This window comes from Planococcus beigongshangi (genome assembly GCF_016820495.1).
Lineage (GTDB): Bacteria > Bacillota > Bacilli > Bacillales_A > Planococcaceae > Planococcus > Planococcus beigongshangi.
This window is the reverse complement of the sequence record NZ_JADHDU010000002.1, coordinates 40,071-64,894: the sequence shown is the minus strand read 5'-3', so window position 1 is coordinate 64,894 and position 24,824 is coordinate 40,071. Positions and strand designations below refer to the sequence as shown.

Here is a 24,824-nt window from a genome sequence, read left to right as displayed (position 1 = left end):
TTGAAATCTTCATATATTCAATAAATCTCTGGCTTATTTTCTGAATTTTCCTGTGGCCTGCAATCTGCGGTGACCTTTTTCGGATCGATTTTATGATATACTGGTTAATATTTGGAAAGCAGAGGTGAACCTCCTTAAACGGGAGGATCTATTGGACAGTATACTAATCATCACATTATCAATCATGGCTTTATTGATCTCGCTGTCGGCATTATTTGTAACAGCGGAATTCTCCCTTATTAAAGTCCGCATTTCCCGGATCGATCAATTGATATCGGAAGGCAATAAAAAAGCCGTAATTACAAAACGGCTCATGGACAATCTCGATTTCCACCTGACCGCTTGCAGGCTCGGCATTACGCTGACGGCCCTGGGTCTCGGTTGGCTAAGTGAGCCTGTAATCGAACGGCTACTTCAGCCATTATTCAAAGTGATGAATTTCAATGAAACGGCTGCGACATTCGCTTCATTCTCCGCGGCATTTCTACTCATCACCTTCCTTTATGTCGTGATCGGTGAAATGGTCCCCAAAATGATCGCCATACAAAAGGCTGAAAGCGCAGCTTTACTTGTTTCATGGCCGCTTTATATCTTCAGCGGCATCATGCAGCCCGCCATCCGGCTCTTGCAGTCCATTTCGAAAGGTGCGCTCGGTATATTCGGGATCAAAGTCGACGGCCACGAACAGGGGCATTCGGAAGAAGACCTGAAAGTCATCATGACACAAAGCTATAACAGCGGCGAAATCAATCAGACGGAACTTTCTTATATGCAGAATATCTTTTCGTTCGATGAGAGGATGGCAAAAGATATCATGATTCCGCGAACCCAGATGGAAACCATTTCCCTTCAAATGGATCATGGCGATCTGATGGGGATTGTACATGAACATCAATACACACGCTATCCTGTGACAGAACAAGGAGATAAAGATGATATCATCGGCTTCATCAACGTGAAGGAAATGCTGACTAACTATACGCAGCAAAAAGATTTGAAAAAAAGCATCGCGCTCCATGATCTTCCTTTTGTGCATGATATGGCACCGATTCAGGACGTGCTTGTTAAAATGCAAAAAGAGCATGTCCACATGGCGATCGTCGTCGATGAATACGGCGGAACAGCAGGCGTCATTACCATGGAAGATATACTCGAGGAAATTGTCGGGGAAATCCGGGATGAATTCGATGAAGATGAAAGAGACGAAATCAAAATGCTGGATGCAAACCGCTACCTGTTGAATGGCCGCGTGCTGCTGTCTGAACTGGAAGACCGCTTTGCGCTGAATTTCTACGACAGTGAAGATGTGGACACCATCGGGGGCTGGGTGCAGCTGATGAATACAGATATCAGCGAGGGCGGCTCAGTCGATTTGCCGGGACATAAGATTACGGTAATGGAAATGGAAAACCACCAGATCATCCGGCTGCAGCTGGAGAAAAAAGAATAAAAGAAAAAGGCATATCGGAAAAAATCCGATATGCCTTTTGCATTCATTGATAATGCACTCTACTCTTTTTCCTGCAGCAGCGACTTCTCGTATTCGAATTTCTTCATCAGCATTTCACCGCTGTAGCCTTCTTCGATAAGCTTCGCCAAAATTGCACGGCTATCGTCGTCTGAAGCTGCCGGCTGGATGTCCCGGTCAATTTCGACTTCATTTTCCGGATCTGCAATCCAGTCGGAATAGCTGCCCGTATAAAGTTTCAATGACGTAAACCCTTTTTCAGCGAGCATCGCATATAGCGGTGCAGCTGTAACACCGCTGCCGCAGTAAACAACAATCGGTTCATGGGGCTGCCCGACTGCAGAGAAATCCACCCCGCTGTCAAGCTTGCCGCCAAGGATTAGCTGGCTCCAGTCAAAATTACGGGCGCCCGGAATCCTTCCGGCGACCCGGTCGATCGGTTCTTCGATCCCTGCATAGCGCTCAGGGGAACGGGCATCAAGGAGGAGTCCGAGCTCCTCGCCTTTGATGATGTTCTTCACGTATTGGCGGTCCGCATAAATGTCTTCATTGAAATCCGGCGTCCATTCGCTTTCCGGATAGTCAGGAATTTCTGCCGAGACTGCCGCACCTTTTTCCTTCAATTCCGTGAATCCGCACTTGCTGATGAAAACATTTTCAAAACCGCAATATTTCAACAGCCACCATGCTCTCGCAGCATAAGGTGAACCGCCCTGGTCATAAACGACAATGCTGTCGCCGGCTGTCAGACCGCTCTTGCGGATCAAATGCTCCAATTGTTCTTTCGACGGCATAGGATGGCGTCCGGCTTCAGACTCCATATCGCTCAGATCTTTTTCCAGATCCCAGTAAACCGCGCCTTTGATATGTTCCTGGTCATAGAGGCGGCGCCCTTCCTCCGGCTTGCCCATTTCATAGCGGACATCTATCCAGCGATGGTTCTCCGTGTTTAAGGTCTCAATGAATACATTCATGTCCTACACCCTTTCGCTTTTCAAATTCGCATAAATTTTCTTCCATTGGATCAATTTCTCTTCCTGTTGAAGCAATGTCCGTTCAGAATCGATCTGGTCTGTCCCTTGGCGGATGATATGCTGCCTCAGTCCTTCCGCTTCCTGTTCGATCCAGAATTCCGCCCATTCCATCAACTTTGACTTTTCTTTTTCCAAATACGCACCCGCATCCGGTTCCATCAGGTTTTGCAGGGCATCACGTAATTTCTCTTTTTCATTTTTCTCGAAAAAGCTTTTATTGTTCCGGTAATAGGATTTTACAGCTGAATAATCGGCACCTGTAAACGCTTTGCCTGGTTCCAGCATAACCGCCTCTTCCACTTCGTATGGCGTAAATGAAAATTCCGCGTTATGGGCCCGCAATTTTTCTGTTTCTTCACGGAAGCGGTTTTCGATCGCCCTGGTTATCTGCTGTGCCAACCGGAAGTTCGTCACACGGACTTCCTGCCCGAAATCAAAGCCGGTCATTTCCACGATGTCATGCAAAGCCATCGTTAGGGCCTGCTGTGCAGATTTACCTGCAAACAGCGATGGATTGAAGGATTCCTTGAAAAAGTCATTGAAACGGTAGAACACGCGCTGGTGGACATAATACAGCAATTCATTCAATTCATGGGCCGATTCTTTGATCATCACAGGGGCGGGAGAATCGGCAAACTGCCGGCGGATCAATTGTTCAAGACCGTTCAACTCTTCAAGCCGCTCGTCCTTGCGTGCCATATTGGCATCAGTATGTTCAATCAGCGACCGAAAGCGGTCCACCGTTTTTTGCTCTTCCTCTGCAAGTGACTGCACCGCCATCCCTTTCAGCTCGTCTTTCAGGAAATGCTGGAACGCCGATTCAAAATCCTGCATTCCGGAAGCTTGGCGATCCTTTAATGCCTGTAGGCTGGAGACGCCGAAAAGCCGTGGGAAACGGATGCCGAAGCGCTGCAATTCTTCTTTTACGTATGTTTCGACAGATTCTTTTTCCTCATTGTTCTGTGCAAGGTCGATCGCGTTGACGATGAAGAACATCTTATCCAGTTCGAAGGCATCTTTGACTCTTCCCAGCTGAATAAGGAATTCCCGGTCTGCACGGGCAAAGGCGTGATTATAATACGTGATGAACAGGATGGCATCCGCATTACGGATATATTCGAATGCTACATTCGTGTGACGCGCGTTGATCGAATCGGCACCTGGTGTGTCGACAAGAGTGACGCCGCTCCGGGTCAGCTCGCAATCGTAATAAAAATCGATTTCATCGACAAAACAGCTGCGCTCTTCTTTTGCCACATATAAACCGAATTCTTTCCTGTCCGTGCGGATCGTTTTCCCGAGATTGTCTTTGAATTCACGGTAGCCTGCACGGAAGGCATCGATAAATGATTTATGCACCTGTTGTTCAGGGACAGTCGCTTCCGGCAATTGTTCCGCTTTGCGGAAAGCGTCATCCAACGTCGAAACTTTCATGTTAAAGATTTCGAATGAATTCCGGACGTCATCCGTCATTTGCTGTACCGTCTTCAAGCGCACATCAGCTGTTTCATGCGGATGTTCTTCCGTCACTGGACGAATCCGGTTGATCGTCGCGGTGGTCGGATTCGGTGATACCGGCAAGACGCTTTCTCCCATCAAGGCATTCGAAAATGAAGATTTTCCGGCACTGAACGCACCGAACAACGCAATAGTGAATTCCTGGCCATCAAGTCTGCCTGCTTTTCTTTTCAGGTATTCTGCTGTTTCTTCGAATCCTCTGATCGGTCCAAGTGCCGCAGCCGTCGTCCTTGCACGCTGGATGACAGCATTTTCGTCCTGCAAATTGATGACCGGCTTTTGAACATCAGCTTCTTCCCGCTCTTCAATTTCATCAGCAGCCTCAAGCATGGATGGCTCAAATTGGATCATATCAGCTGCAGAGGCCTGAAATTCACTTTGCCATTGCTGCACCAGTTCCTCAGCCTTGCTCTTTTGGTTCGGCAGCATGGCAGAAAATGCACGTTTGACCTTGGATATTTTCTCTTCCATTTCTTCGAGGGTTTGGATCGCCAATAATTTCTGGTTCAGGTTTTCCGCTTTCATGCCGATTTCCGTTCCGGCATCTTCAGGAAGGGAATCGAATTTTCCTTCCTGAGCGTTCTTCCAGCTTTCCGTTTCTTTTATGAACCAGCGCTGTATGGCGACAGTCAGCGTATTCGCGAAATTCAGAACGGTGTCCCCTGTGATCAATATGCCTTTCGGCAACTGGCCTTCCACAATCGAAAACGGTAATTTCAGTTCCATATCATCAATGGCGAGTGACTCTTTATCGGTCAATAAACCGGCATCCCTGAGAGCGGATTTCATCAATCGCTTTAAATGCACCGTGATCTGTGATGGGATGACAGCCGCTAATTTTTCTTCGACTTCCTGACGGCGAGCGTTTCGTTCCGCTTCCGTCTTTTTCCCGCTGAACAGCATGCCCACTTTAAAATCGGATTGCATCGATTCCAGATAAGAACTTAAGGCATTGCGCAATTCATAGGGCATGATATTGGCATTTTCCAGCAATTCTTTGCGGTTTTTCTCGAAATCCTTTTTCCAGCTTGTAAAATCCTGGACTGAAAGCCTCCGTTCGACCCGGTCCGTCTCATTTTTAAGCTCTTCACGCGCTTCCCATTCCTCCGGACTGAGAACAGAGGAAAATGCTTCAAGCCTTTCCGATTTTTCGTCTTCCAGGTAATTGAGGTGCTCATCTTTCAATTGGGATAAAGCAGATTCAGCTGCCTTTCCGACATTTCCCTGCCAGCCCTCCATGGAAGAGGACACAAGGCCTTTCACCTTTTCGAAATCATTGCCTTCCAGATCAAAATCGCGCAGCGATGTGAAGAATATCCCTTTTGGCTCAACACCCCAGGCAGCAAAGGAATCTTCCACTGACTTCCTGAAATCGGCAAATGACAATTCGCTGTTTTGATGTTTATCGATTTGGTTTACGATCAAATACAAATCTGTGTATTTTTGCAGGTCTTTTGTGAAATTGAAATTCAATTCGGATTGGACATGGTTATAATCCATGACATAAAACACCATATCCGCAATATGCAGGGCCGATTCTGTCGACAGCCTATGGGCGTCGTCTGTGGAATCCACTCCCGGAGTGTCCATGACACTGACGCCTTCCGGCAGGACTGAGTCCCTGTGTCCGATATCGATTTGAGTGACATCTCCGCTCTTGCAATATTGTTTAACCGCGTCGAAATCGTAGTTTTCGGGGAAATAAACCGGTTTCCCTGCAGTCTTATTTACAATGGCAAAATCTTTTTCAGCTTTATGCACATTGACGATATTCGCGCTGGTTGGAATCGGGCTTGATGGCAACAGGGTTTCACCTGTCAACGCATTGATCATGGATGATTTGCCGGAAGAGAAATGCCCGGCGAAACCGATGATGAATTGATTTTTCAGGATCTTCCTCCCGAACAGTTTCGCTTTCGCTGCACGGTCGTTATCATCGTTATCTTCAAAGATGCTGTGCAGGCGTGCTGTTTCGATTAATTCTTTCTGGTGTTCCAAAGCTGTCATATTCAGGAATCTCCTTCATCTTGTACTGCTTTTATCATACCATTTATAACGATAAACGAAAAACATCCCTTCCAATTAAGGAGGGGATGTCAAAAAATTTTCGAGAAAGTAAACGTATAAGTTGAACCGAAGAATCAATATAGATATGTCGCTTCGTCGCTTTGGACTCAGCTTACGCAATAAGCCGAGAAGAGCACTCGTCTTATTGCTCCGCTCCGTCCGGTCGCGCTCCTTTGCTCGGATCCATTTCAAAATATGTGAAAAGCAACGAAGTGTTGAAATCCACTCGGACGAGATGGTCCAAGCACGGGTTTTGAAAAGTGAAGCTTTGTTGCGAATATTGATTACTCCCCTTTATTTCTTTCTAACACGCTGAAAACATCCCTCCCAATGATGAAAGAGATGTTTTCAGCTTAACAGGAACGGGTGCCGTCGCTTTTCTTTGTCCAGACTCCGGCGACCCAGCTCTTCGGGTCATAAGCCAGCTCAGCTGCCGTGGCCAAGGACGCCACTCTGCTGATCCGCCTTATGCCTGTCAGAGCTGAGCGGGTGCCGTCGCTTTTCTTACGAAAACCCATGAATCGACATGCCGCCGTCGACAAACAGTGTCTGGCCGGTGATGTAGCTGGATGCATCTGAAGCCAGGAAGACGACCGGCGTCGCCACTTCCGGTAAATCTCCGACACGTTTCATCGGGGTCACAGCCAGGATCGAATCCAGGTAATCCTGATCGCTTAACAGTTTCTCTGTCAGAGGCGTACGGAAATACCAGGGGCCGATTGCGTTGACGCGAATATTCTTTTCGCCCCATTCCATGGCCATGACGCGGGTCATCTGAATGATCGCCGCTTTTGAAGCCGCATAGACGACACCGGTTTTGAGTGCGCGTTCCCCGCCCACCGAACTGATGTTGACGATGGAACCGCCGTTCTGCATTCTCTTCGCCGCTTCCTGTGAAAACATGAAGACACTGTGTGCGTTCGTATCCATGATCTTATGCCATTCCTCATCCGTCGCTTCCAGCAATTTCGACCTGATATTCATCCCGGCGTTATTGACCAGGATGTCGATCGACCCAAAACGTTCCATCGTTTTTTCCACTGCTGCCTGGATCTGGCTGCGGTCGGTAATGTCTGCCATTACATATTCTGTTCGGTCATTGCCGATGGTTTCTTTTACATGCTTCAGGTCTTCCTCCGTACGGGCTACGAGCATGACATTCGCTCCCGCTTCCGCCACCGCTCGCGCAATGGCTTCTCCGATGCCTTTCCCTGCACCCGTAACAATCGCGGTTTTTCCTTCTAGACTGAATGATTTCAACAAGTTAATCCCCTCCGCTTCTATTATAAGCGAAGATTCGGTAAATTGCCCCGCCGGTTTAAAAACCGGTATTATTTTTCACCGATTCTCACCAGTTGTTCCTTGTCCACTCCAAACGCACCAATACCGTCCGGATCTTTTTTGTACTGGATTACCCCAATCGCTTTATCGATGCCTTCAATCCCTTGGAAATCATCTGCAGTAACCACAAGGAATCTGTCGACATATACCCGGCCATCACCGATGATGATATTGCCTTCGTATTTAGTCGCAAGCTCCAGCCCATCGAGGCCATTTGCATCCTCTTCAGTCTTGGCGAATAAAACGCCCTCACCCTGAATAGTTTCCGGAAGTTCTGAAATCGCTTTTGCATCGTCTCCGGACACTTTCTTCAGCAATTCCTTTTCCATCAGGATTTCGGCAGTTGGCTCGTCCATGACCAAAGTACTTTTTTCGTCCGCTTCAATGATTTTCACAGAGAATGAATCTTTTTCAACTTGCCCTTTATGCTCTTCCTCAAGTGAACTCAAAACTTTTTCTTCATCTCCATACAGAATGATGCCATTCGCTGTCTCAAACAGACTGCACCCCGTCAATGCCATAACCCCTAAAAATGCCGATACCATCAATAATGCTTTTTTCTTCATAAGAATCTCTCCCTGTACTGTAATTTACGATTCACTCGGCGTCTGCCACCGGAGTGTTAACATCAGTATAGGATAGTCAGGAAAATACAGCGTCGTCTTTAGATGACGGCAACCTTACATTTTCGTCATGAAGAAAAAGAGCCTGTCCGGCTGCAGCCGGACAGGCTCTGACATTTTAGAGCTAAACCAATTGATAAACTTTTGAATACTTCTCTTCCAGGTATTTCGCCAAATGATCCGCATTCAATCCTTCGCCCGTCGCTTCTTCCAATATTTCAAGCGGCTTCTTCATCGAGCCATGGCGGTGGACTTTTTCCGTCAGCCATTCACGGATCGGTGCAACATTGCCTAAAGCAAGCAGTTGGTCGTAATTCGGCAGATCTTTCAGCATGGCATTCTTGAACTGGGCCGCATACATATAACCAAGTGCATAAGACGGGAAATAACCGAAGCTCGCCCCTGCCCAGTGGACATCCTGCAGAACCCCTTCAGCGTCATTCGAAGGGCGCACCCCGAGATACTCCTCATATTTATCATTCCACAGCTGCGGCAGATCCTTCACTTCCAAATCTCCATTGAATAAACCTTTTTCCAGTTCATAACGGATCATGATGTGAAGCGCATAAGTCAGTTCATCCGCTTCGATGCGGATCAGCGACGGTTTGGATTCGTTGATCGCACGGATAAAATCTTCCTGCGGCACTGAACCGAATTGTTCAGGTGAATATTTCTTCAGCAGCTCGTAATTGGCTTCCCAGAACTTCTCACTGCGGCCGACAAAATTCTCGAAGAACAGGGATTGCGATTCATGGATGCCCATTGAAGCACCGTCCTCCACGAACGTACCGCTCAACTCCTCGCCGATATTCTGTTCATACAGCGCATGGCCGCATTCATGGATCGTGCCGAAAACAGCTGTCCTGAAGTCTTTCTCATCGTATTTCGTCGTAATGCGGACATCCTGGCGATTGATGCCGATCATGAATGGATGCACGGTTTCATCGAGGCGTCCTGAGTTGAAATCATAGCCGAGCTGTTCCAGCAGTTCATTGCTGAAATCACGCTGTGCCTCTTTTGGAAACGGCTTGTAGAGGAAATCCGTTTCCGGTTTGCTTGAAGCGGCGCTGATCTTCTGCACGAGCGGAATGATCCGGCTGCGCAGCTGGCCAAACACTTCATCCAGGATTTCTGTCGTCATGCCTGGTTCGTACTGATCCAGCAGCGTATTATAGGCACTGCCATTCTTCTCGCCCCAATAGCCGATCATCTTTTTCGACGTCGCCACCATTTTTTCAAGATATGGCTCGAACAATGAAAAATCTGCTGTATCCTTTGCAGTTTCCCAAACGGATTCAGCCTTGGATTGGAGAATGACGAATTCCTTGTATTCTTCAGGCGGAATTTTCTTGCTTAGATCATATTGCTTGCGGGCTTCCTCGACAGAACGCAGCATCACCTGATCCAATTGGTCTTTGTTTTCTTCCAGTTCGGTAAGCAGGCTGCCGAATTCATCTGAAGTTGACATAATAAAAATATCTGAAGAAATCGTTCCGATTGTCTCCGATCTCAGATCAACTCCATTCTTAGGCGCGCCCGTGCGCAGGTCCCAATAAAGAAGTGAAGTCGCTTCATTATAAGCCTTGATTTTTTTCATATGGTCTGTAAATTTTTTTTCGATCGACATATAGCTCCCCCTTTAGTTAACGGGACTATTATATCATGAAATTTTATTGTATTCAGAAATTTTGTGCAGAAACCGGTAAAACTGCTTCCCACAGATGTTCAAGTGCCAATTCTTCCTCGTTTAACAGCATATGGATTTCCCCATGGTCTTCAGAGGTCCGGATCAATCGTCCGATGCCTTGCTGGATGCGCAGCTGCATGAACGGCAAATCGATCTCTTCCAGTGGATTCAGGGAAAATTTCCGTTTCGCTTCGAATACCGGATCCTGCGGAGGGAATGGCAGATCCACGATGATCACTTTCGTCAGCGCTTCTTTCGGCAGATCCAGGCCTTCCCATAAGTGGTAAGAACAAAGGACCTGGAATTTCGCCTCCTGGAAATCCTTGACGACCGTCGATAATTCCCGGTCTCCTTCAAATTCGATTTTAAAGGCATGGTCCAGCGGCAGCGACTGCTTGAAATTATCCATATCCATTTTTGATTTGAATAGAATCAGGGTCTGCTCTCCACCGGCCAGCAAATCGAACGCACGCTCAAATTTATGCTGCTGCTCAAGCGGATGCTTGATCACTTTCATGACGTCCTCGTAATCGAACGGAGAAGGGACAGAAAATGAATTGAAATCGTCAATGCCCAGGCTGTCAGCAAGATAAGTGAAATCCTTTTGGATCGACAGGGTGGCGGATGAGAAAATGATCGGCACTTTGCCGTCGAACAGTTTTTCGTCCAGAATATCCGTCACAAGCCGCGGCATGATGACGAGTGTTTCGATTTCATCCTTCACTTCCAGCCAGTGGACTGCGTCGCCTTCTTCGGTGAACAGCCCCATGGAAAAGATGTATTTCTCAAAGAATTCCTCTGCCAGACGGAGTTCATATTCCGGGATGGTGAATAATTCACCTTCAAAGACGAATTCCTCAAGTAACAGGTGGATGCGGCTGACCAGCTGTTTACCCAGACCGATCAATTCCGGATCGCGTCGGATCGCTTTCCTGTCTTCATCACTCGCTACGATATGAAGGCGCAGCGTGCGGAAGAAATCGTTGTGCATGTCGATGATCTCTTCAATCAGCTTCAATGTTTTTTCACGCACACCATCAATCAATACGCTTTCCGTCACTGCAAGCAGGGTACTTTCCTGCACTTCGTAAGTCAGGGCGCGCTGTGCGGCGAATTCCAGCAGATGTCCTTCGTCCAGTACAATCTGAGAAAACTCCGGCAATAGCGGTGTCTGGCCTTCACGGATGCGTGTCTCCTTCGTCCAGAGATGTTCCATCAGGAAATCATGCGAACAGATGACTAGGTCGGTCGCTTCGCGGTAATGGTTGCGGTGGATGGTCTGGCCGCATTTATTGCGCAGCTCACAGGCCGCGCAATTCTGGATCGGGTGATAATTGACCTGCTGCCATTCGTTATCGGCGATTTCGGGGAAACTGGAACGTTCACCGTATGGATACGTGTTCTGCATCGAAAAGGTCTTGTTGACGAAGTCCGGCAAACGCGTTTCGATATCATCCAGAAAATCCGCTCCGCTTCTTTTCTTGGCACCTTTAAAGCGCTGCAGGCACAGATACTGGTCGCGCGATTTCGCCAGCCGGACATCCAGGTTCAGATCGAACAGGTCGTTGAGGCGGTCGATATCGCCGCCTTTTTTCACCAGCTGTTCGATCAGCGTTTCGTCAGCACAGGAAATTAACGCGGGTTTTCCGGTATAGCGCGCATAGGCAATGGCCGGAAGCAGATAGGCAAGCGTCTTTCCTGTTCCAACCCCCGCTTCAGCGAACATCACCGACTTGTCTTTCAGTGCTTTTTCAATCTGGAAAGCCATGAAAATCTGCTCATCGCGCAGATCGTATCCTTTTTCCGGAAGTTCATCGTAGAAAACATCCCCGATCCAATCATTCAATGATTCGAAGAAAGTTTTGTCTTTCGTTAAGGGAAATGGTATAGGCTGTCTCATAAACTCTCCTCACAGAGAAACGGAAGAGCCTTTGCCCTTCCGTTCCCACAATTTTATTTTTTCGGACGCTCTCCCCAGAATTGGAAAAGGTCAGTTCGTATAAAGCCGTTGAATAATTTCCGCTTTTTCGTAGCCGGCTGCCCGTAAAGCGTTTCAAAACGTGCCATTGATGACAGGATATACACCGACCAAGTCGGGTGTTTGGCAAAAATGCGCCCCATGTCCTGGATCATTTCTTCAATGATTTCAATTTCACCGATACGTTCACCATACGGGGGGTTGCCGATGACGACTCCATTTTCTTCATCGGTCTTAAAATCCTTCACTTGACGCTGTTCGAACTGGATGATATCGGCAAAACCTGCTTCAAGTGCATTCTGTTCAGCGATTTTCACCATCCGGTGGTCGATGTCTGTACCCAGGATATTCAAAGGCTGGTCATAATTCGCCAGTTCCTCCGCTTCTTCACGGACCTGATTCCAGAGATCTTCACCGATCCAAGGCCATTTTTCACTGTCGAATTCCCGGTTATAACCCGGCGCGATATTTTGGCCGATCATTGCCGCTTCAATCGCGATGGTGCCTGAACCGCAGAACGGATCGATAAATGGACGGTCAGGCGTCCAGCGGGACAATTTCACCAATGCCGCAGCCAGTGTCTCTTTCAGCGGAGCTTCCCCCTGATCGACACGGTAACCGCGTTTATGCAGGCCTGCGCCGCTTGTATCAATGGATAGCTGGACTTTGTCTTTGAGTATCGATACTTCTATTTTAAAACGCGGACCTGTTTCATCCAAAAACGAATTTCGGTGATACGCTTTTTTCAATCGCTCAACGATCGCTTTCTTGACGATCGATTGGCAGTTTGGCACCGAGTGCAGCGTGGATTTTACGGATTTGCCCTGTACAGGGAATTCTGCATCCACCGGCAGGAATTTTTCCCATTCGATCGCTTTTGTTTTTTCGAATAATTCATCGAATGTATAAGCATCGAATTCTCCGGCGATGATTTTCACGCGGTCTGCAGTGCGCAGCCATAGATTCGTTTTGACGATATCCCGTTCATCGCCTTCAAAGAAAACTTTTCCGTTTTCAGTTGTTGTTGCATAACCCATTTCTTTCACTTCACCGGCAACAATCGACTCCAGGCCCATTGCAGCGGTAGCGAGCAATTTATATGACGCCATATTTACACCCTTTCCTCTTGCCTGATATTCCATTCCTCCATGAAAAAGCGGATCTCTTCCGGCCGCATCGGTTTGCTGTAATAATATCCTTGAACAATACCACAGCCCAGACGCTGAAGCAATTGTACCTGCTCCAGCGTTTCCGCACCTTCAGCCACCACTTCCATCTGCAGGCTGGAAGCCATCGTGATGATGGCATTTACAATCAATTCATTTTCTTTTTGATCGTGGATATTCTTGATGAAGCTCCGATCGATTTTCAGGAAATCAATCGGGAAGCGGTGCAGATAACTTAACGAAGAATAGCCTGTACCAAAATCATCGATTGAAATCTTGAAGCCCATGTTCTTTAATTCATTCAATTTTTCTGCTGTATGATGGCTATTGTTCATGACCGTATGTTCTGTCAGCTCCAGTTCAAAATAGGCAGGCTGGCAGTTCATCTTCTCAAAGATCTGCTTTAACACTGCGGTAAATTGACTCTGTTGGAAATGGATCCCGGATATATTGATCGACACCGGCAATCCGCAATCTTTCGCCAGATCATAGCGGATAAAATCTTCACAGACCCGTTCCAGGATGACTTCACTGAGCGGTGCAATCAGTCCGGTGGATTCTGCATGCGGAATGAATTCCGAAGGAGACACGGGTCCCAGTTTTTCACTGGTCCACCGGACAAGCGCTTCCAATCCGATCACCCGGTTGCTTCTCACGTCAACTTTAGGCTGATAAACCATCTCAATGGTTTTCGCTTCAATGGCTTTCCGCAATTCGCTTTCCAGGATGACCAGCCGTTTTGAAGAAGGTTGGAGGTCATCATGGAAAAAGCAATATTGGTTGCGGCCATTCTCTTTCGAAAAATACATGGCTTTATCCGCTTTGCGCAACAGCTCATCCGTTGTATCCCCATCATTCGGATACAGTGAAATGCCGATACTGGTGGAAATGTATATTTCCTCTCCGTTCAAATGGAAAGGATGTTCAAGGGCTTCAATGATCCGGTCAGCCAAATGTGCCGCTTCCCTCGGATGTTTTATCGCCGACAAGGCGATGACGAATTCATCCCCGCCGTACCTGGCGATGATATCTTTATTTTTTATCAGTCTGCGGATACGCTTAGAGACTTCTATCAATAGCATGTCGCCGATATCGTGGCCCAGAGAATCATTGATTTGCTTAAAACGGTCCAGATCAAGAAACAGCAAGGAATGGGAAATATTGTATTCTTCAGAAGTTTTCAGGAGCTGCTTCATCCGCTCCGAAAAATCATAGCGATTGGAGACACCGGTCAGCGAATCTGTCAGCGCCATTTCCTTCAGCTCCTGTTCCGCAACTTTGCGGTCAGTCAGATCCGTGAAGATTCCGCAATAATTGCGTATAGCCCCTTCCGCATCACGGACGGCCATGATGTTCAGCCATTCCGGATAAATTTCACCATTTTTTCGCCGGTTCCAGATTTCCCCCTGCCATTCCCCTTTATCATTGACTTCTGCCCACATCTTTTGATAAAAATCACTTCCATGAATGCCTGACTGAAGAATTTTAGGTGAATGTCCGATGACTTCATCCCGTTGAAAACCGGTTACCATCTCAAAAGCCGGATTGACATGAAGGATCCTTTTGGAAAGATCTGTGATCATGATGCCTTCTGAAACTTTTTGAAACACTTTTTCCGACAATTCTATGGGATAACCTGAAATTGAATCCTGCTTTCCTTTTACAAACAGTTCTTCAGCCACATTCAAGCATCCCCTTCTACTTATAATCATAAGAAAGGCTCTCCCAGAGGAGAGCCTTTTTACCAATCATTTTAAGACCATTGAAAATTCCATAAGCCATGTTTTGTTTTCCACGTACTCAAACGGCTTGCGCCTTGTACTCTTGGAAGGCAATCATCTATCTGCAAGACTTGCGCCTGCCTCTTCCTCAGTTCAATTCCTTCGGAAAAGTGCCCCTACCATAGTTTGGGTTTCTCACTCGCGGGGTTTACCTCGTTCCACCTGCATAATTTCTTATGCAGCTCCGTCACTGTGGCACTTTCAGGGTATTTCGACCATATCCGAAGACTTAGGTGTTCTACCCGCCGTCAGCTGTTAAGCTGCCTTAGCTTATTGTTTCGCTAAGCGCGATCACTACGGCCATCTCAGGTCCGTGCGAGCATGGACTTTCCTCTCCGGCCATTAACCGGAGCGATTGCCAGAATTTCAATGGCATCCATAAGTATACTGTAAATCCGGTGAGAAAACAAAAGGTTTTATTCGTTGTTTAACTTATTGCCGAAAACATGGTTCTCCAAATGGGAGAGTCTGCGTAAAATATCGAAATTTGTCGTCCCTGGAGCAGGGGTTGCCTGTTTCCGCGGAGCATCTTCCAGTTCAGCGCGCAGACGTTTGTTTTCATTCGTCAATTGATCGATCTTTTTAGCGAACGCTTCATAATCCTGAATGATATCGTCCAGGAAATGGTCCACCTCATCCTGGTTATAGCCGCGCATGCCAATTTTAAAATCTTTTTCAAGGATATCTTTAGCTGTGAATTTATTGTCCATTTTAATCGTCCTTCCATAAGCGGAAACTTCCTTCAGCGGGAAATCCTCACTGAAAGTCAGTTGATCCAATCGGTTTTTACGGGATAAAAGTCTGCTTATGGTAAGTATATCATAAGCATCATTTTTGTGTTTCAAAACTTATCATTTTGATGGACGATTTTTTTGCTTCTTAAGTTCCAGCCTGTTCAACCTTTTTTCAATATCCTGTGCTAGTGAAGCCCTGACCTTCAGGTGCATGCTCGCTTCTTTCGCAAATCCGGCCATGATCGATGCCTGTTCCGGATCTTTCATCTGATGTTCATACAATTTGGCGGCGTGAAGCCATGCTTCCACTTCGACAGGACCCCGCAGATTGGGAGCCGCTTCCTTGAAAAGTTTCAGCGCTTCCTCAAATTGTCCGCTCCTCTTCCGCTGGATAGCCAGAAGATAGCGGGCCAGTGCCGATGACGCGCCGCGCTCTGCCGTCACATGTTCGAGATAAGCGGCACTTTGATCGAATTGCTTCAGATCTGCATACCATTTCCCGATATTCGTATATGCTCCAAAAGTTTCAGATTCCAGGTCTTTCATCAGCAAATCGGACGAAAGCACATACAGAGACACAAGCGACAGAATATCCAATTCATTGTGCAGCAGGACTTTTTCAAGCGCTTCCGGATAGCCGCTTTTTACTGCGTCCAAATAGATGGCGGGGATAAGGAAACCCGGCACATCCCCTTCTCTCTTGAAACCCAGCTTTTCCTCTTCAATCGTGCTCAGTTTCATCCGTGCCAATTCGTTTTTCCAGATTCTTTTTGTGCCGTGAAACAGATCAATTTGGCGGAGAGGCTTTAGTTTCGGCAGGTCTTTCCGGTGCATCGTCCATCTCGAAGCGAGCTGCGGCCAGTCAAAACTCTTTCCGTTATAAGAGAAAATTATCGGCTCTTTCGACTTCCAGAGTCCTGTCTCATAAAGAAAAGCCGCTTCATTGGATGGGTCCGGCATGACAAATTGAACCATTTCAAAACCGTCCTTTTTCATTTCGAGCAGCCCTGCCAGGAAAATATAAGCGCCGGTCCCGCTGAGTCCTGTCGTTTCTGTATCAAAAAACAGGATGCGTTCGTCCTTCCCGAGTTTGAACGGGTGGTCGAACCCGGCATTCTCCCATGCTTCAAGAACCCGGCCCAATTCATTCAGCTGGATATTGCCGTGCTGTCTTTCAAAAGGATAGACGATGGTTTTTTTAAAGACGAACCCCAGATCGTTCTCGACAAGTTCCAGCCCTATTTCCTGCCAGCGGCTTTCATGAGCCGGCCGTTCCCTATTCTGTTTGGGCGTTTTCGGCCTTGACTTGGCTCCTGCATCTTTTTTCAGCATGCCTTTCATCTGAAGCAATTTATTTTCAAATGACATCGGATCTCACCTCTCTTCGCGAAGCTCGTCCAGTAAACGGATGACATTCTCTTTCATATTGACCATTGCATCCTGAGCTCCGATGCAGGACGGACAGCCGTCCAGACATGGACATTCGGCTACGTGGCTCCTTGCCTTATCAAGCAGCGGCAGCCACATATCGTAAATTCGCTCGCTGATCCCGATGCCGCCGGGATAGGAATCATGGATGAAAAATGAGGGCAGATCATTATGAGGCGATTTCACCTGCGGTACTACATGGACATCTCGCCGGTCGCATGATACGAATATCGGGATGAACGATTCGATGGCATAGGCAGCACCCGTCATCATATCCGACAGTTCAGAATCAGAAAAATCGGCCGGCTTTTCGAAACTCAGCCATGTCGATGACGTATGCAGTTCTTCGGCTGGCAGTGAAATCGGCCCGGAACCGATATTATCATGCGAATCAAACCGGATCTTCTTGAAAATGGTCGGCATCGCAAGTACGGCGATATCCCCGTAATAAACTTCCGATCTCCTCATGTCTTTTGTTTTATCTTCACTCATCACTTTCAATTCCACTGCAAGATTAGCGTCTGTAAAATAATCGACGTCCACTTCCCGGACATAGGCTTTCTTTTCTTCCCAGTCCAGGATCTCCACCTGGAACTGTGTACCCTGATGAAGATAGATCGCTTCTTCATGCAACAGCGTCAATGCACTGAAGCGGTCCATTTCACCGATCACCCGTGTATCCGATGGAACCGACTGGTCGATGATGACGACATTTTCCTGTGAAGCCGAACGGAGTGAAATGTCATGCGCCGGAAACCGGTCGCTCATCCAGTGCCAGCGGTCGGATGTCCGGACAAGCACGCCTTGCTCCTGCAGATATTCCAACAGTTCCTGCACATCAAATTCACCGTACATATCGTCTGTCGAAAAAGGCAATTCAAAAGAAGCGCATTTCAAATGATCCATCAGGATGATGATATTCTCCGGATGGATCCTGGCCTCTTCAGGTGACTGATCCAGCAGATAGGACGGATTGTTGATGATGTATTGGTCGAGTGCGGTTGACTGGGCAACATAGACGACAAGTGATTCGTCCTGCCTTCTCCCGGCACGTCCCGCCTGTTGCCAGGCACTGGCAATATTGCCCGGATAGCCGGTCATGATGCATGCCTGCAACTGCCCGATATCGACACCCAGTTCGAGGGCATTGGTCGAAACGACACACTGGATCGAACCGTCCCGCAAACCTTTTTCAATCGCCCGGCGTTCCGTCGGCAGATAGCCTCCCCGGTAGCCTTTGATGGACTCATCCTGCAATTTCATCTTGGTGATCGCCTGCAGGTAAGTCACAAGCATTTCAACGCGCACCCGGCTTTTCGCAAATACGATTGTCTGGACCCCTTGTTTGATCAATGTCGTCGCAAGGTCACGCACTTCAAGCACGGCGCTCCTTCTGACACCGAATGTCGGATGGATGATCGGCGGGTTATAAAAGAGGATATGCTTTTTACCGGCAGGTGCGCCGTTCTGGTCGATCAGGGCATGTTCTTCATTGGTCAGCGCTTCTGCCAGTTCTTTCGGATTGGCGATCGTCGCGGATGTGCAGATGAACACCGGATTGCTGCCGTAAAATTCACAGATCCGTTTCAGCCGCCGAATGACATGCGCCACATGTGTCCCGAAAACGCCTTTATAAGTATGCAATTCATCGATGACTATATAATGAAGATTTTCAAAAAGCGACACCCATTTAGTATGGTGCGGCAAAATGGCTGAATGAAGCATGTCCGGATTGGTCATGACGATCTGTCCCGCTTTACGGACCTTCGTCCGGATGGCTGGAGATGTGTCCCCGTCATAGGTATAGGACAGAATATCCCTTTCCGTTTTTTCGATCAGATCATGCAGATCGCTTTTCTGATCCTGTGCCAGCGCCTTGGTCGGAAACAGGTATAGGGCTCTGGCACCGGGATCGTTCAAAATTTTATGGAGCACCGGTAAATGATAGCAATACGATTTTCCGGAAGCGGTAGGCGTAACGGCAGTGAACGATTTCCCCCTCTGTGCGAGGTCGAAAGCATCCCGCTGATGGGTGTACAGCTGCTCAATGCCTTTTTTTCTAAGCGCTTCTTTCAGTCCGTCATGCATCTCTTCAGGAAATGCCGCATAGCTGGCAGGCTTTTCCTCTTTCGTATGCCAATGGACGATCCGTTCCATCATGTCCGGTTCCGTTTTCCATTCTTCCATCAACTGCGGCAAAGTTTTCTTTCTGATCATGGCTGTTCGCCCTTTTCATCTATGGCCAGCATAAAAGTCTGCAGTGTATACTGCGCCGCCTGTATAGTCTGCAGAAAACGCTTCCTGCTTGTTTCCTTGTAAAAACTCTGTACGAAAACCTGGGCCATTCCTTCCGCAGCATTATCAATCTGCGGCTTATGGACATACTTCGGACGTTCCTGCTGAATATACAGGAGTGATTTTTCCTGCCACCGCTCTATTTCCTGATGCCAATGATCGGCATATGGTTTAACGTCTTCATAGAAATCAGGCACCGCATCGCGTTCGCGCATGTCAAAAAAGCGGTCCTGGCATTTTCCGCATTCATCATATAATAAGGAAGAAAGTTCGCGAATGTTCATTTTCTTCATCCCTCCAATGCCTTAAGTTTATCATAATCGTATATGGGAGACGAATTTTATCGAACAGGCATTCTTTTCAATTGGAATATCATGTCCATTCGGCTATCATGTAGCTAGCGATTTGGAACCTGGAGACTCATTCATCGTCTAATTTAATGTGATATGATAAAGTAAGCGAGGTGTATCACAATGGCCATTAATTATCCTAATGGGAAAAAGTTCATTCCTGCGGATGTTCAACAGCCGGCTGACAAGAAGAAAAAAAGAAAAAAAGATTTCTCTTTCAGTAATCGGGGTAAAACATTAGAGGATGAGCTGAACGAAACGAACGATTATTATCTCGAACTCGGGCATGCCGTTATCCACAAAAAGCCGGTGCCGGTCCAGATCGTACGGGTGGAATACCCATCCAGGAGCGCCGCGGTCATAAAGGAAGCCTATTTTCGTTCCCCTTCCACGACTGATTACAACGGTGTCTGGAACGGGAAATATGTTGACTTTGAAGCTAAGGAAACGGAAAACAGTACGTCGTTCCCTTTAAAGAACATCCACGACCACCAGGTGCATCATATGGCGCAAGTCAGAAAACACGAGGGCCTGGCGTTCCTGATTATCCGTTTTTCTTCATTGGACCGCTATTTCATCTTGTCGTTCGAAGCATTTGAAGTCTATTGGAACCGGATGATGGAAGGTGGCAGGAAATCTGTAACACTTGCTGAAATCGAAGAAAGCGGCATTGAGATCAAACCGGGGGCATTTCCACGGATCGATTATCTGCCCCAATTGTATAAATTTCTTTAATAAGCAGCAACGAAAGTGAGGAACAATTTGTGAGTGAAAAACAAATGTCGCGCGAACAGCGCAGAAAAGCTATGGAACAGGAAAAGAAAAAAGGCAAGAAAAAGAAAACGTCGACAGGCGGCTGGATGAAACGTGTCATCATGGCCCTCCTTATCATCGGGATTGTCGGACTTGTTTTCGGTATCGGCCTTTTCACTTATTACGCCAGCGGGGCACCGGAACTTGATGAAGAACTTTTGCGCGATCCAATCAGCCCGACCTTCCTGGCAGCTGATGGCGAAACGGAAATACCTTTCTTCACTTCGGAAAACCGCGAATATGTCGATTATGAAAATATTCCGAAGCTGATGGAGAACGCGATTCTGGCAACAGAGGATAATCGCTTTTACGACCATTCCGGAATTGATTTCATCCGCCTGGGCGGAGCAGTCATCGCGAACGTGACCGGTGGATTCGGTTCCCAGGGTGCGAGTACGATCACCCAGCAGGTCGTGAAAAACTCGTTCCTGAAATTCGATAAAACACTTGAACGGAAAGCGCAGGAAGCCTATCTTGCCTACCAGCTTGAAAAAGAATATTCCAAAGAGGAAATCTTTGAAATGTATTTCAATAAAATCCTGATGTCCGGCAATATTTATGGTTTCGGAACGGCATCCGAACATTTTTTCGGCAAGCCGGTTTCAGAACTGGAATTGCACGAAGCTGCCCTTCTTGCAGGGATGCCGCAGAGCCCGAACGGCTATAATCCCTTCAATAATCCAGACCGCGCTGAAGAAAGAAGAAATGTCGTACTCAGCCTGATGGAGCAGCACGGGAAAATTACAACAGCAGAAAAAGAGGCAGCCCAGGCAATTCCGGTCACGGACAGCCTATTGCCGGCAGAGCAGCGTCCCGCTCCTATAAGCGGAGAATACACTGCTTTCATGGAAATGGTCGAAAGTGAAATCGAAGCACTCGATAGTGATATTTCACTGGATGAAGGATTGACGGTTTACACGACTCTCGAACCGGATGTTCAAAAAGCGGTAAACGAAACGATGGCCTCTGATATCTTCTTCAACGAGGAAGTCGAGTCCGGCTTGACGGTCGTTGATACGAAAACCGGCGCGATCCGTGCGATCGGTGCGGCCCGTGATTACAGCGGAGATGTCCGCAGAAACTACGCCACTGAGCGCGAGCGTCAAATCGGTTCTACCATCAAACCGTTGTTGGATTATGGTCCGGCTATTGAATATCTTGACTGGTCCACCGGCAAGACATTGGTGGATGAGCCTTACAGATATCAAGACGGCGACCAGGAAGTCCGGAATTTCGACGGTGATTTCCTGGGTGCCATGACGATGCGGGAAGCCTTATACCGCTCAAGAAACATTCCGGCTGTTAAAACATTAAATGAAGTCGGAGCTGACAATGCGAAAGAGTTCACTCAGAAATTAGGTCTGGACTTCGGTTCGATCGGTGAATCAGCTGCAATCGGCTCGCCGGGAGAAAACATTAATACAATAGAAATGGCCGGTGCATTTGCTGCATTCGGCAATAATGGGATCTACACTAAACCCCATACAGTGACGAAAATCGTTTTCCGCGACGGTACGACTGAACAGGTGGTTGCACCTGAATCGGTTCCGGCGATGAAAGACAGTACCGCTTATATGGTTACGGACATGCTCCGCGATGTACTTGACCCGAATATCTCCGGCGCGTCCGGTAAAGCGGCAGCCATCAATGGCCTCGATATTGCAGGTAAGACAGGTACTACAAACTTCACGGCACAGGAATTTGAGGATTACGGGCACCCAAGCAGTTCTGCACCGGATATCTGGTTTGCCGGCTACTCCCCTGAATATTCGATTTCGGTATGGAGCGGCTATCCAAGCCGTGCTGGCGCAATTAACACATCCAATGATGAACGGCTATTGGCACAACTGCTTTTCAAGGACGTCATGTCGAAAATCTCTTCCCCGGATTCCGGCAGATTCCAGCAGCCTGACTCCGTAGTGGAAGCGACGATCGAAGTCGGTTCTGAACCGCTCCAATTGGCGAGTGATTTTACTCCAAGCTCTCGAAGAAGCACCGAGCTTTTCGTCCGCGGAACTAACCCGACTGAAGTCTCGGAAGAATTCGTCCAGGAAGATCTGGATGCACCGACCGGATTGAATGCGGCAGTTGAAGAATCTAATGTTGCATTGACATGGAATTACGGCGAAGTTGACGATGTGCAATTTGAAGTGGCAGTCGAAGTTGACGGCAGCCGCTCAGTTCTTGGAACTACGGGAGACAGGGCGTTCACTTATGAAGGACTCGAAGAAGGCCGGGCATACACGTTCAGTGTAACGGCAATCAGAGAAGATCAGAGAAGTGACCCGGCATCTGTCATCGTAGAATTAAGGGCAGCACCAGAACCGGAAGAAACGCCTCCTCCGGAAGATGAAACTCCGCCGGAAGATGAAGCTCCACCGGAAGACGAAGCCCCACCTGAAGATGAAGCTCCGCCGGAAGATGATGGCGAAGGTAATGGTGATGGCAACGGGAATGGAAACGGGAATGGAAACGGGAATGGAAACGGCGAAGGTAATGGCAATGGTGAAGCTCCACCGGAAGACGGTGACGGCGAAGAATCACCTGATGCCGGTGGCGAAGGTGATGGCGAAGCAAACGGCGCTTCCGTCCCTCCCAATAACGGCAACGGCAATCGAAATGGAAATGGAAATGGAAATGGCAATGGCAATGGCAATAACGATGATGGCGATGAATGATGATCATCACAGAAAACCCCCTCAAGCGGATATCCGCTTGAGGGGGTTTTCTAATGCCGTCCTTTTTCAAGGAATGCTCTTTTAGAAGCGATCTTCTTTTGCATTTCAGTGAATAATTCCTGAAGCTGCCGGAAAGCTGCATACGAATTTTTGTTCTTCATGACAAAATCCAGCCGTTCTACATTATTCAACGGGGCTAATTGCGTATCACCGAAACTGCATTGAGCCAGTAAAGCCTGATAAATGGTAATCCCCTGAGTCATCTCCGTTTCGATCTTTCGCTTACGATCTGAAAGAAGCGACTCGATCTCCTGCTCTACAGAGGACCAGGAATCAAAGAAAGGAGAAACTTTTTCCTTGTCAATTGACTTCCGTAACATGTTCACGTTTGACCAGCCCTTTTTTCTCGCGTTTCTTCCCTTCCCGGCATCTGTCGAGTAACGGACAGATATGGCAGCCGGGATTTTGGGACTTGCAATGGTAACGCCCGAAGAAAATAATCTGATGATGTGTTTTCGACCAATCATCAGCCGGTGTTTTCTTCATCAGGGTTTCTTCCACTTGAAGAGGTGAATCCTTCCAGCGATTCAATCCGAGACGTTTCGCCACCCGCTCGACATGCGTATCCACAGCCAGGGCCGGGATGCCGAAAGCCACCGACACGACCACGTTAGCCGTTTTCCGTCCGACTCCAGGCAACGTCATCAGCAAGTCCCTGTCTGGCGGAACTTCGCTATTGTGCTCTTCAATCAGAATATGGCTCAACGCCTGGATATTCTTCGCTTTATTGCGGAATAATCCAATTGACCGGATATCGGTCTGCAGTTCTTCCAATGATACGGAAATATAGTCTTCAGGCGTATGATATTTTTGAAAAAGATCGGCAGTCACCCTGTTGACCAGTTTATCTGTGCACTGTGCAGACAGTAATGTCGCGATCAATAAGTCAAAAGCATTGCGGTGCACCAGTTCACAATGTGCATCCGGGAACATATGATCCATTTCATCAAGGCATAATTGCCATTCTTTCTTTGACATCATTCCAATCACCTACTAATTCCGGTCTTCAAGCCAATTGTAAAACTTCACTTTTTTCGCAGTATTATCTGCTACGGGCTGAATCTGGATATTTTTTTCCCTGAATGTCGCCGCATGTTTTGTCACTTCCGACGAAGTCCGGATATTCTTCTTCTTCCATTCAAAAAGAATCCGATCTACATAGCGCAAGCTCATCTTCTGTGAAATGACCGCTTCTTTCAATGCCATTCTGATTACGGCAGGTGTATGTCCGTCCTGGTCCATCCACATCGAAATCGTCTCAATTTCCATCGGCGACAGGAATCGGCCGAATTCCTGCTCAAATAACTGGAACACTTGCCCTTCCACCTCTTTTTGCGAATTCACTTTTTCCTGATGGGCTTCCTGGTCGACACAATCCATCAACCGGTTCCATAAAGGCAGCAAGGTAATGCTTTCAGTCAGAATGTCGTTGACCGTATCCTGCTGGATGGCTATAAACCCTTGCTGCATCAGTTTCTGCAGCATTGTCGTGACGCTTTTTTGAGAGCACATCATGCGTGCTCCGATTTCATCGGGAGTCGGAAACTGGTTGCCTGCCTGCTGAAAAGCATGCACATGCATCAATAGCATCGCTTCTTCATCCGAAATCTTCAATTCCTTATAAAATTGAAAAAAAAGCTGGGAAATGTTCACATTCCCCTGCTCGATCCATTTCTGAAGTCGATCTGGCTGCTTCATATCCCAACCACCTTTCTATCTATTAAATCTATTAAAAATATTTTTTATAATCGATATTCCGCAAAACAGCTTTGCTTTCCAGCGGGCTCCCGCCCAATCCTCCTC

At 47.5% G+C, this 24,824-nt stretch carries 18 protein-coding genes and 1 other RNA gene; 3 read left to right on the top strand and 16 right to left on the bottom strand.

Annotated elements, in window-relative coordinates; translation table 11 throughout:
* Positions 1-151: 151 nt before the first annotated feature.
* Complete coding sequence (locus IQ294_RS04385; RefSeq protein WP_203332817.1) at positions 152-1,450, top strand: hemolysin family protein; 1,299 nt, start codon at positions 152-154, stop codon at positions 1,448-1,450.
* Between the two features lie 59 nt (positions 1,451-1,509).
* Here the strand turns inward: IQ294_RS04385 and IQ294_RS04380 are convergent, their stop codons facing one another.
* The 13 genes from IQ294_RS04380 to IQ294_RS04320 all read right to left on the bottom strand — a co-directional run bounded on the left by IQ294_RS04380 (position 1,510) and on the right by IQ294_RS04320 (position 19,404).
* Positions 1,510-2,442 carry a sulfurtransferase gene (locus IQ294_RS04380; protein ID WP_203332816.1) on the bottom strand — a complete coding sequence of 311 codons (933 nt, stop codon included), beginning with the start codon at positions 2,440-2,442 and terminating at the stop codon, positions 1,510-1,512.
* A 3-nt stretch (positions 2,443-2,445) separates the two neighbouring features.
* Positions 2,446-6,027, bottom strand: coding sequence for a dynamin family protein (locus IQ294_RS04375; RefSeq protein WP_203332815.1), 3,582 nt, complete (start codon positions 6,025-6,027; stop codon positions 2,446-2,448).
* Positions 6,028-6,591: 564 nt separating this feature from the next.
* Positions 6,592-7,350, bottom strand: coding sequence for an SDR family NAD(P)-dependent oxidoreductase (locus IQ294_RS04370; protein ID WP_203332814.1), 759 nt, complete (start codon positions 7,348-7,350; stop codon positions 6,592-6,594).
* Between the two features lie 68 nt (positions 7,351-7,418).
* Complete coding sequence (locus tag IQ294_RS04365; RefSeq protein WP_203332813.1) at positions 7,419-7,994, bottom strand: lipoprotein BA_5634 family protein; 576 nt, start codon at positions 7,992-7,994, stop codon at positions 7,419-7,421.
* Positions 7,995-8,175: 181 nt separating this feature from the next.
* Positions 8,176-9,678, bottom strand: a complete 1,503-nt coding sequence (locus tag IQ294_RS04360; RefSeq protein ID WP_203332812.1) for a carboxypeptidase M32 — start codon at positions 9,676-9,678, stop codon at positions 8,176-8,178.
* Positions 9,679-9,730: 52 nt separating this feature from the next.
* Positions 9,731-11,638, bottom strand: coding sequence for an ATP-dependent DNA helicase (locus tag IQ294_RS04355; RefSeq protein ID WP_203332811.1), 1,908 nt, complete (start codon positions 11,636-11,638; stop codon positions 9,731-9,733).
* Between the two features lie 53 nt (positions 11,639-11,691).
* Positions 11,692-12,825, bottom strand: a complete 1,134-nt coding sequence (locus IQ294_RS04350; RefSeq protein ID WP_203332810.1) for a THUMP domain-containing class I SAM-dependent RNA methyltransferase — start codon at positions 12,823-12,825, stop codon at positions 11,692-11,694.
* Positions 12,826-12,827: 2 nt separating this feature from the next.
* The gene (locus IQ294_RS04345; protein ID WP_349291322.1) at positions 12,828-14,564 is read right to left on the bottom strand and encodes a putative bifunctional diguanylate cyclase/phosphodiesterase; all 1,737 of its coding nucleotides are present in this window, start codon (positions 14,562-14,564) and stop codon (positions 12,828-12,830) included.
* 87 nt (positions 14,565-14,651) lie between these two features.
* Positions 14,652-15,030: RNase P RNA component class B (gene rnpB / locus IQ294_RS04340), an RNA gene on the bottom strand.
* Between the two features lie 49 nt (positions 15,031-15,079).
* Positions 15,080-15,373: a cell division regulator GpsB gene (gpsB, locus tag IQ294_RS04335; protein ID WP_203332808.1), complete on the bottom strand. Its 294-nt coding sequence runs from the start codon at positions 15,371-15,373 to the stop codon at positions 15,080-15,082.
* A gap of 141 nt (positions 15,374-15,514) precedes the next feature.
* A complete protein-coding gene (locus IQ294_RS04330; protein WP_203332807.1) occupies positions 15,515-16,765 on the bottom strand; it encodes a ribonuclease H-like domain-containing protein in 1,251 nt (416 codons plus the stop codon).
* 6 nt (positions 16,766-16,771) lie between these two features.
* Positions 16,772-19,042 (bottom strand): DEAD/DEAH box helicase, encoded by a 2,271-nt coding sequence (locus IQ294_RS04325; protein WP_238942652.1) that lies wholly within the window; start codon positions 19,040-19,042, stop codon positions 16,772-16,774.
* The gene (locus IQ294_RS04320; protein ID WP_203332806.1) at positions 19,039-19,404 is read right to left on the bottom strand and encodes a YppE family protein; all 366 of its coding nucleotides are present in this window, start codon (positions 19,402-19,404) and stop codon (positions 19,039-19,041) included. Before IQ294_RS04320 ends, IQ294_RS04325 begins: the two co-directional genes overlap by 4 nt.
* A 189-nt stretch (positions 19,405-19,593) precedes the next feature.
* On the opposite strand from IQ294_RS04320, the gene recU reads away from it, so the two are divergent.
* Both recU and IQ294_RS04310 read left to right on the top strand, forming a co-directional pair.
* Complete coding sequence (gene recU, locus IQ294_RS04315) at positions 19,594-20,205, top strand: Holliday junction resolvase RecU (protein ID WP_203332805.1); 612 nt, start codon at positions 19,594-19,596, stop codon at positions 20,203-20,205.
* Positions 20,206-20,234: 29 nt separating this feature from the next.
* A complete protein-coding gene (locus tag IQ294_RS04310) occupies positions 20,235-22,961 on the top strand; it encodes a PBP1A family penicillin-binding protein (RefSeq protein WP_203332804.1) in 2,727 nt (908 codons plus the stop codon).
* A 50-nt stretch (positions 22,962-23,011) separates the two neighbouring features.
* On the opposite strand, the gene IQ294_RS04305 is transcribed toward IQ294_RS04310, so the two are convergent.
* The 3 genes from IQ294_RS04305 to IQ294_RS04295 are packed head-to-tail and all read right to left on the bottom strand — an operon-like array spanning position 23,012 to position 24,719.
* The gene (locus tag IQ294_RS04305; RefSeq protein ID WP_349291328.1) at positions 23,012-23,341 is read right to left on the bottom strand and encodes a YpoC family protein; all 330 of its coding nucleotides are present in this window, start codon (positions 23,339-23,341) and stop codon (positions 23,012-23,014) included.
* Positions 23,322-24,002: an endonuclease III gene (gene nth / locus IQ294_RS04300; RefSeq protein ID WP_203332802.1), complete on the bottom strand. Its 681-nt coding sequence runs from the start codon at positions 24,000-24,002 to the stop codon at positions 23,322-23,324. Before nth ends, IQ294_RS04305 begins: the two co-directional genes overlap by 20 nt.
* Before the next feature lie 12 nt (positions 24,003-24,014).
* Positions 24,015-24,719 carry a DnaD domain-containing protein gene (locus IQ294_RS04295; protein WP_203332801.1) on the bottom strand — a complete coding sequence of 235 codons (705 nt, stop codon included), beginning with the start codon at positions 24,717-24,719 and terminating at the stop codon, positions 24,015-24,017.
* Between the last annotated feature and the right edge of the window lie 105 nt (positions 24,720-24,824).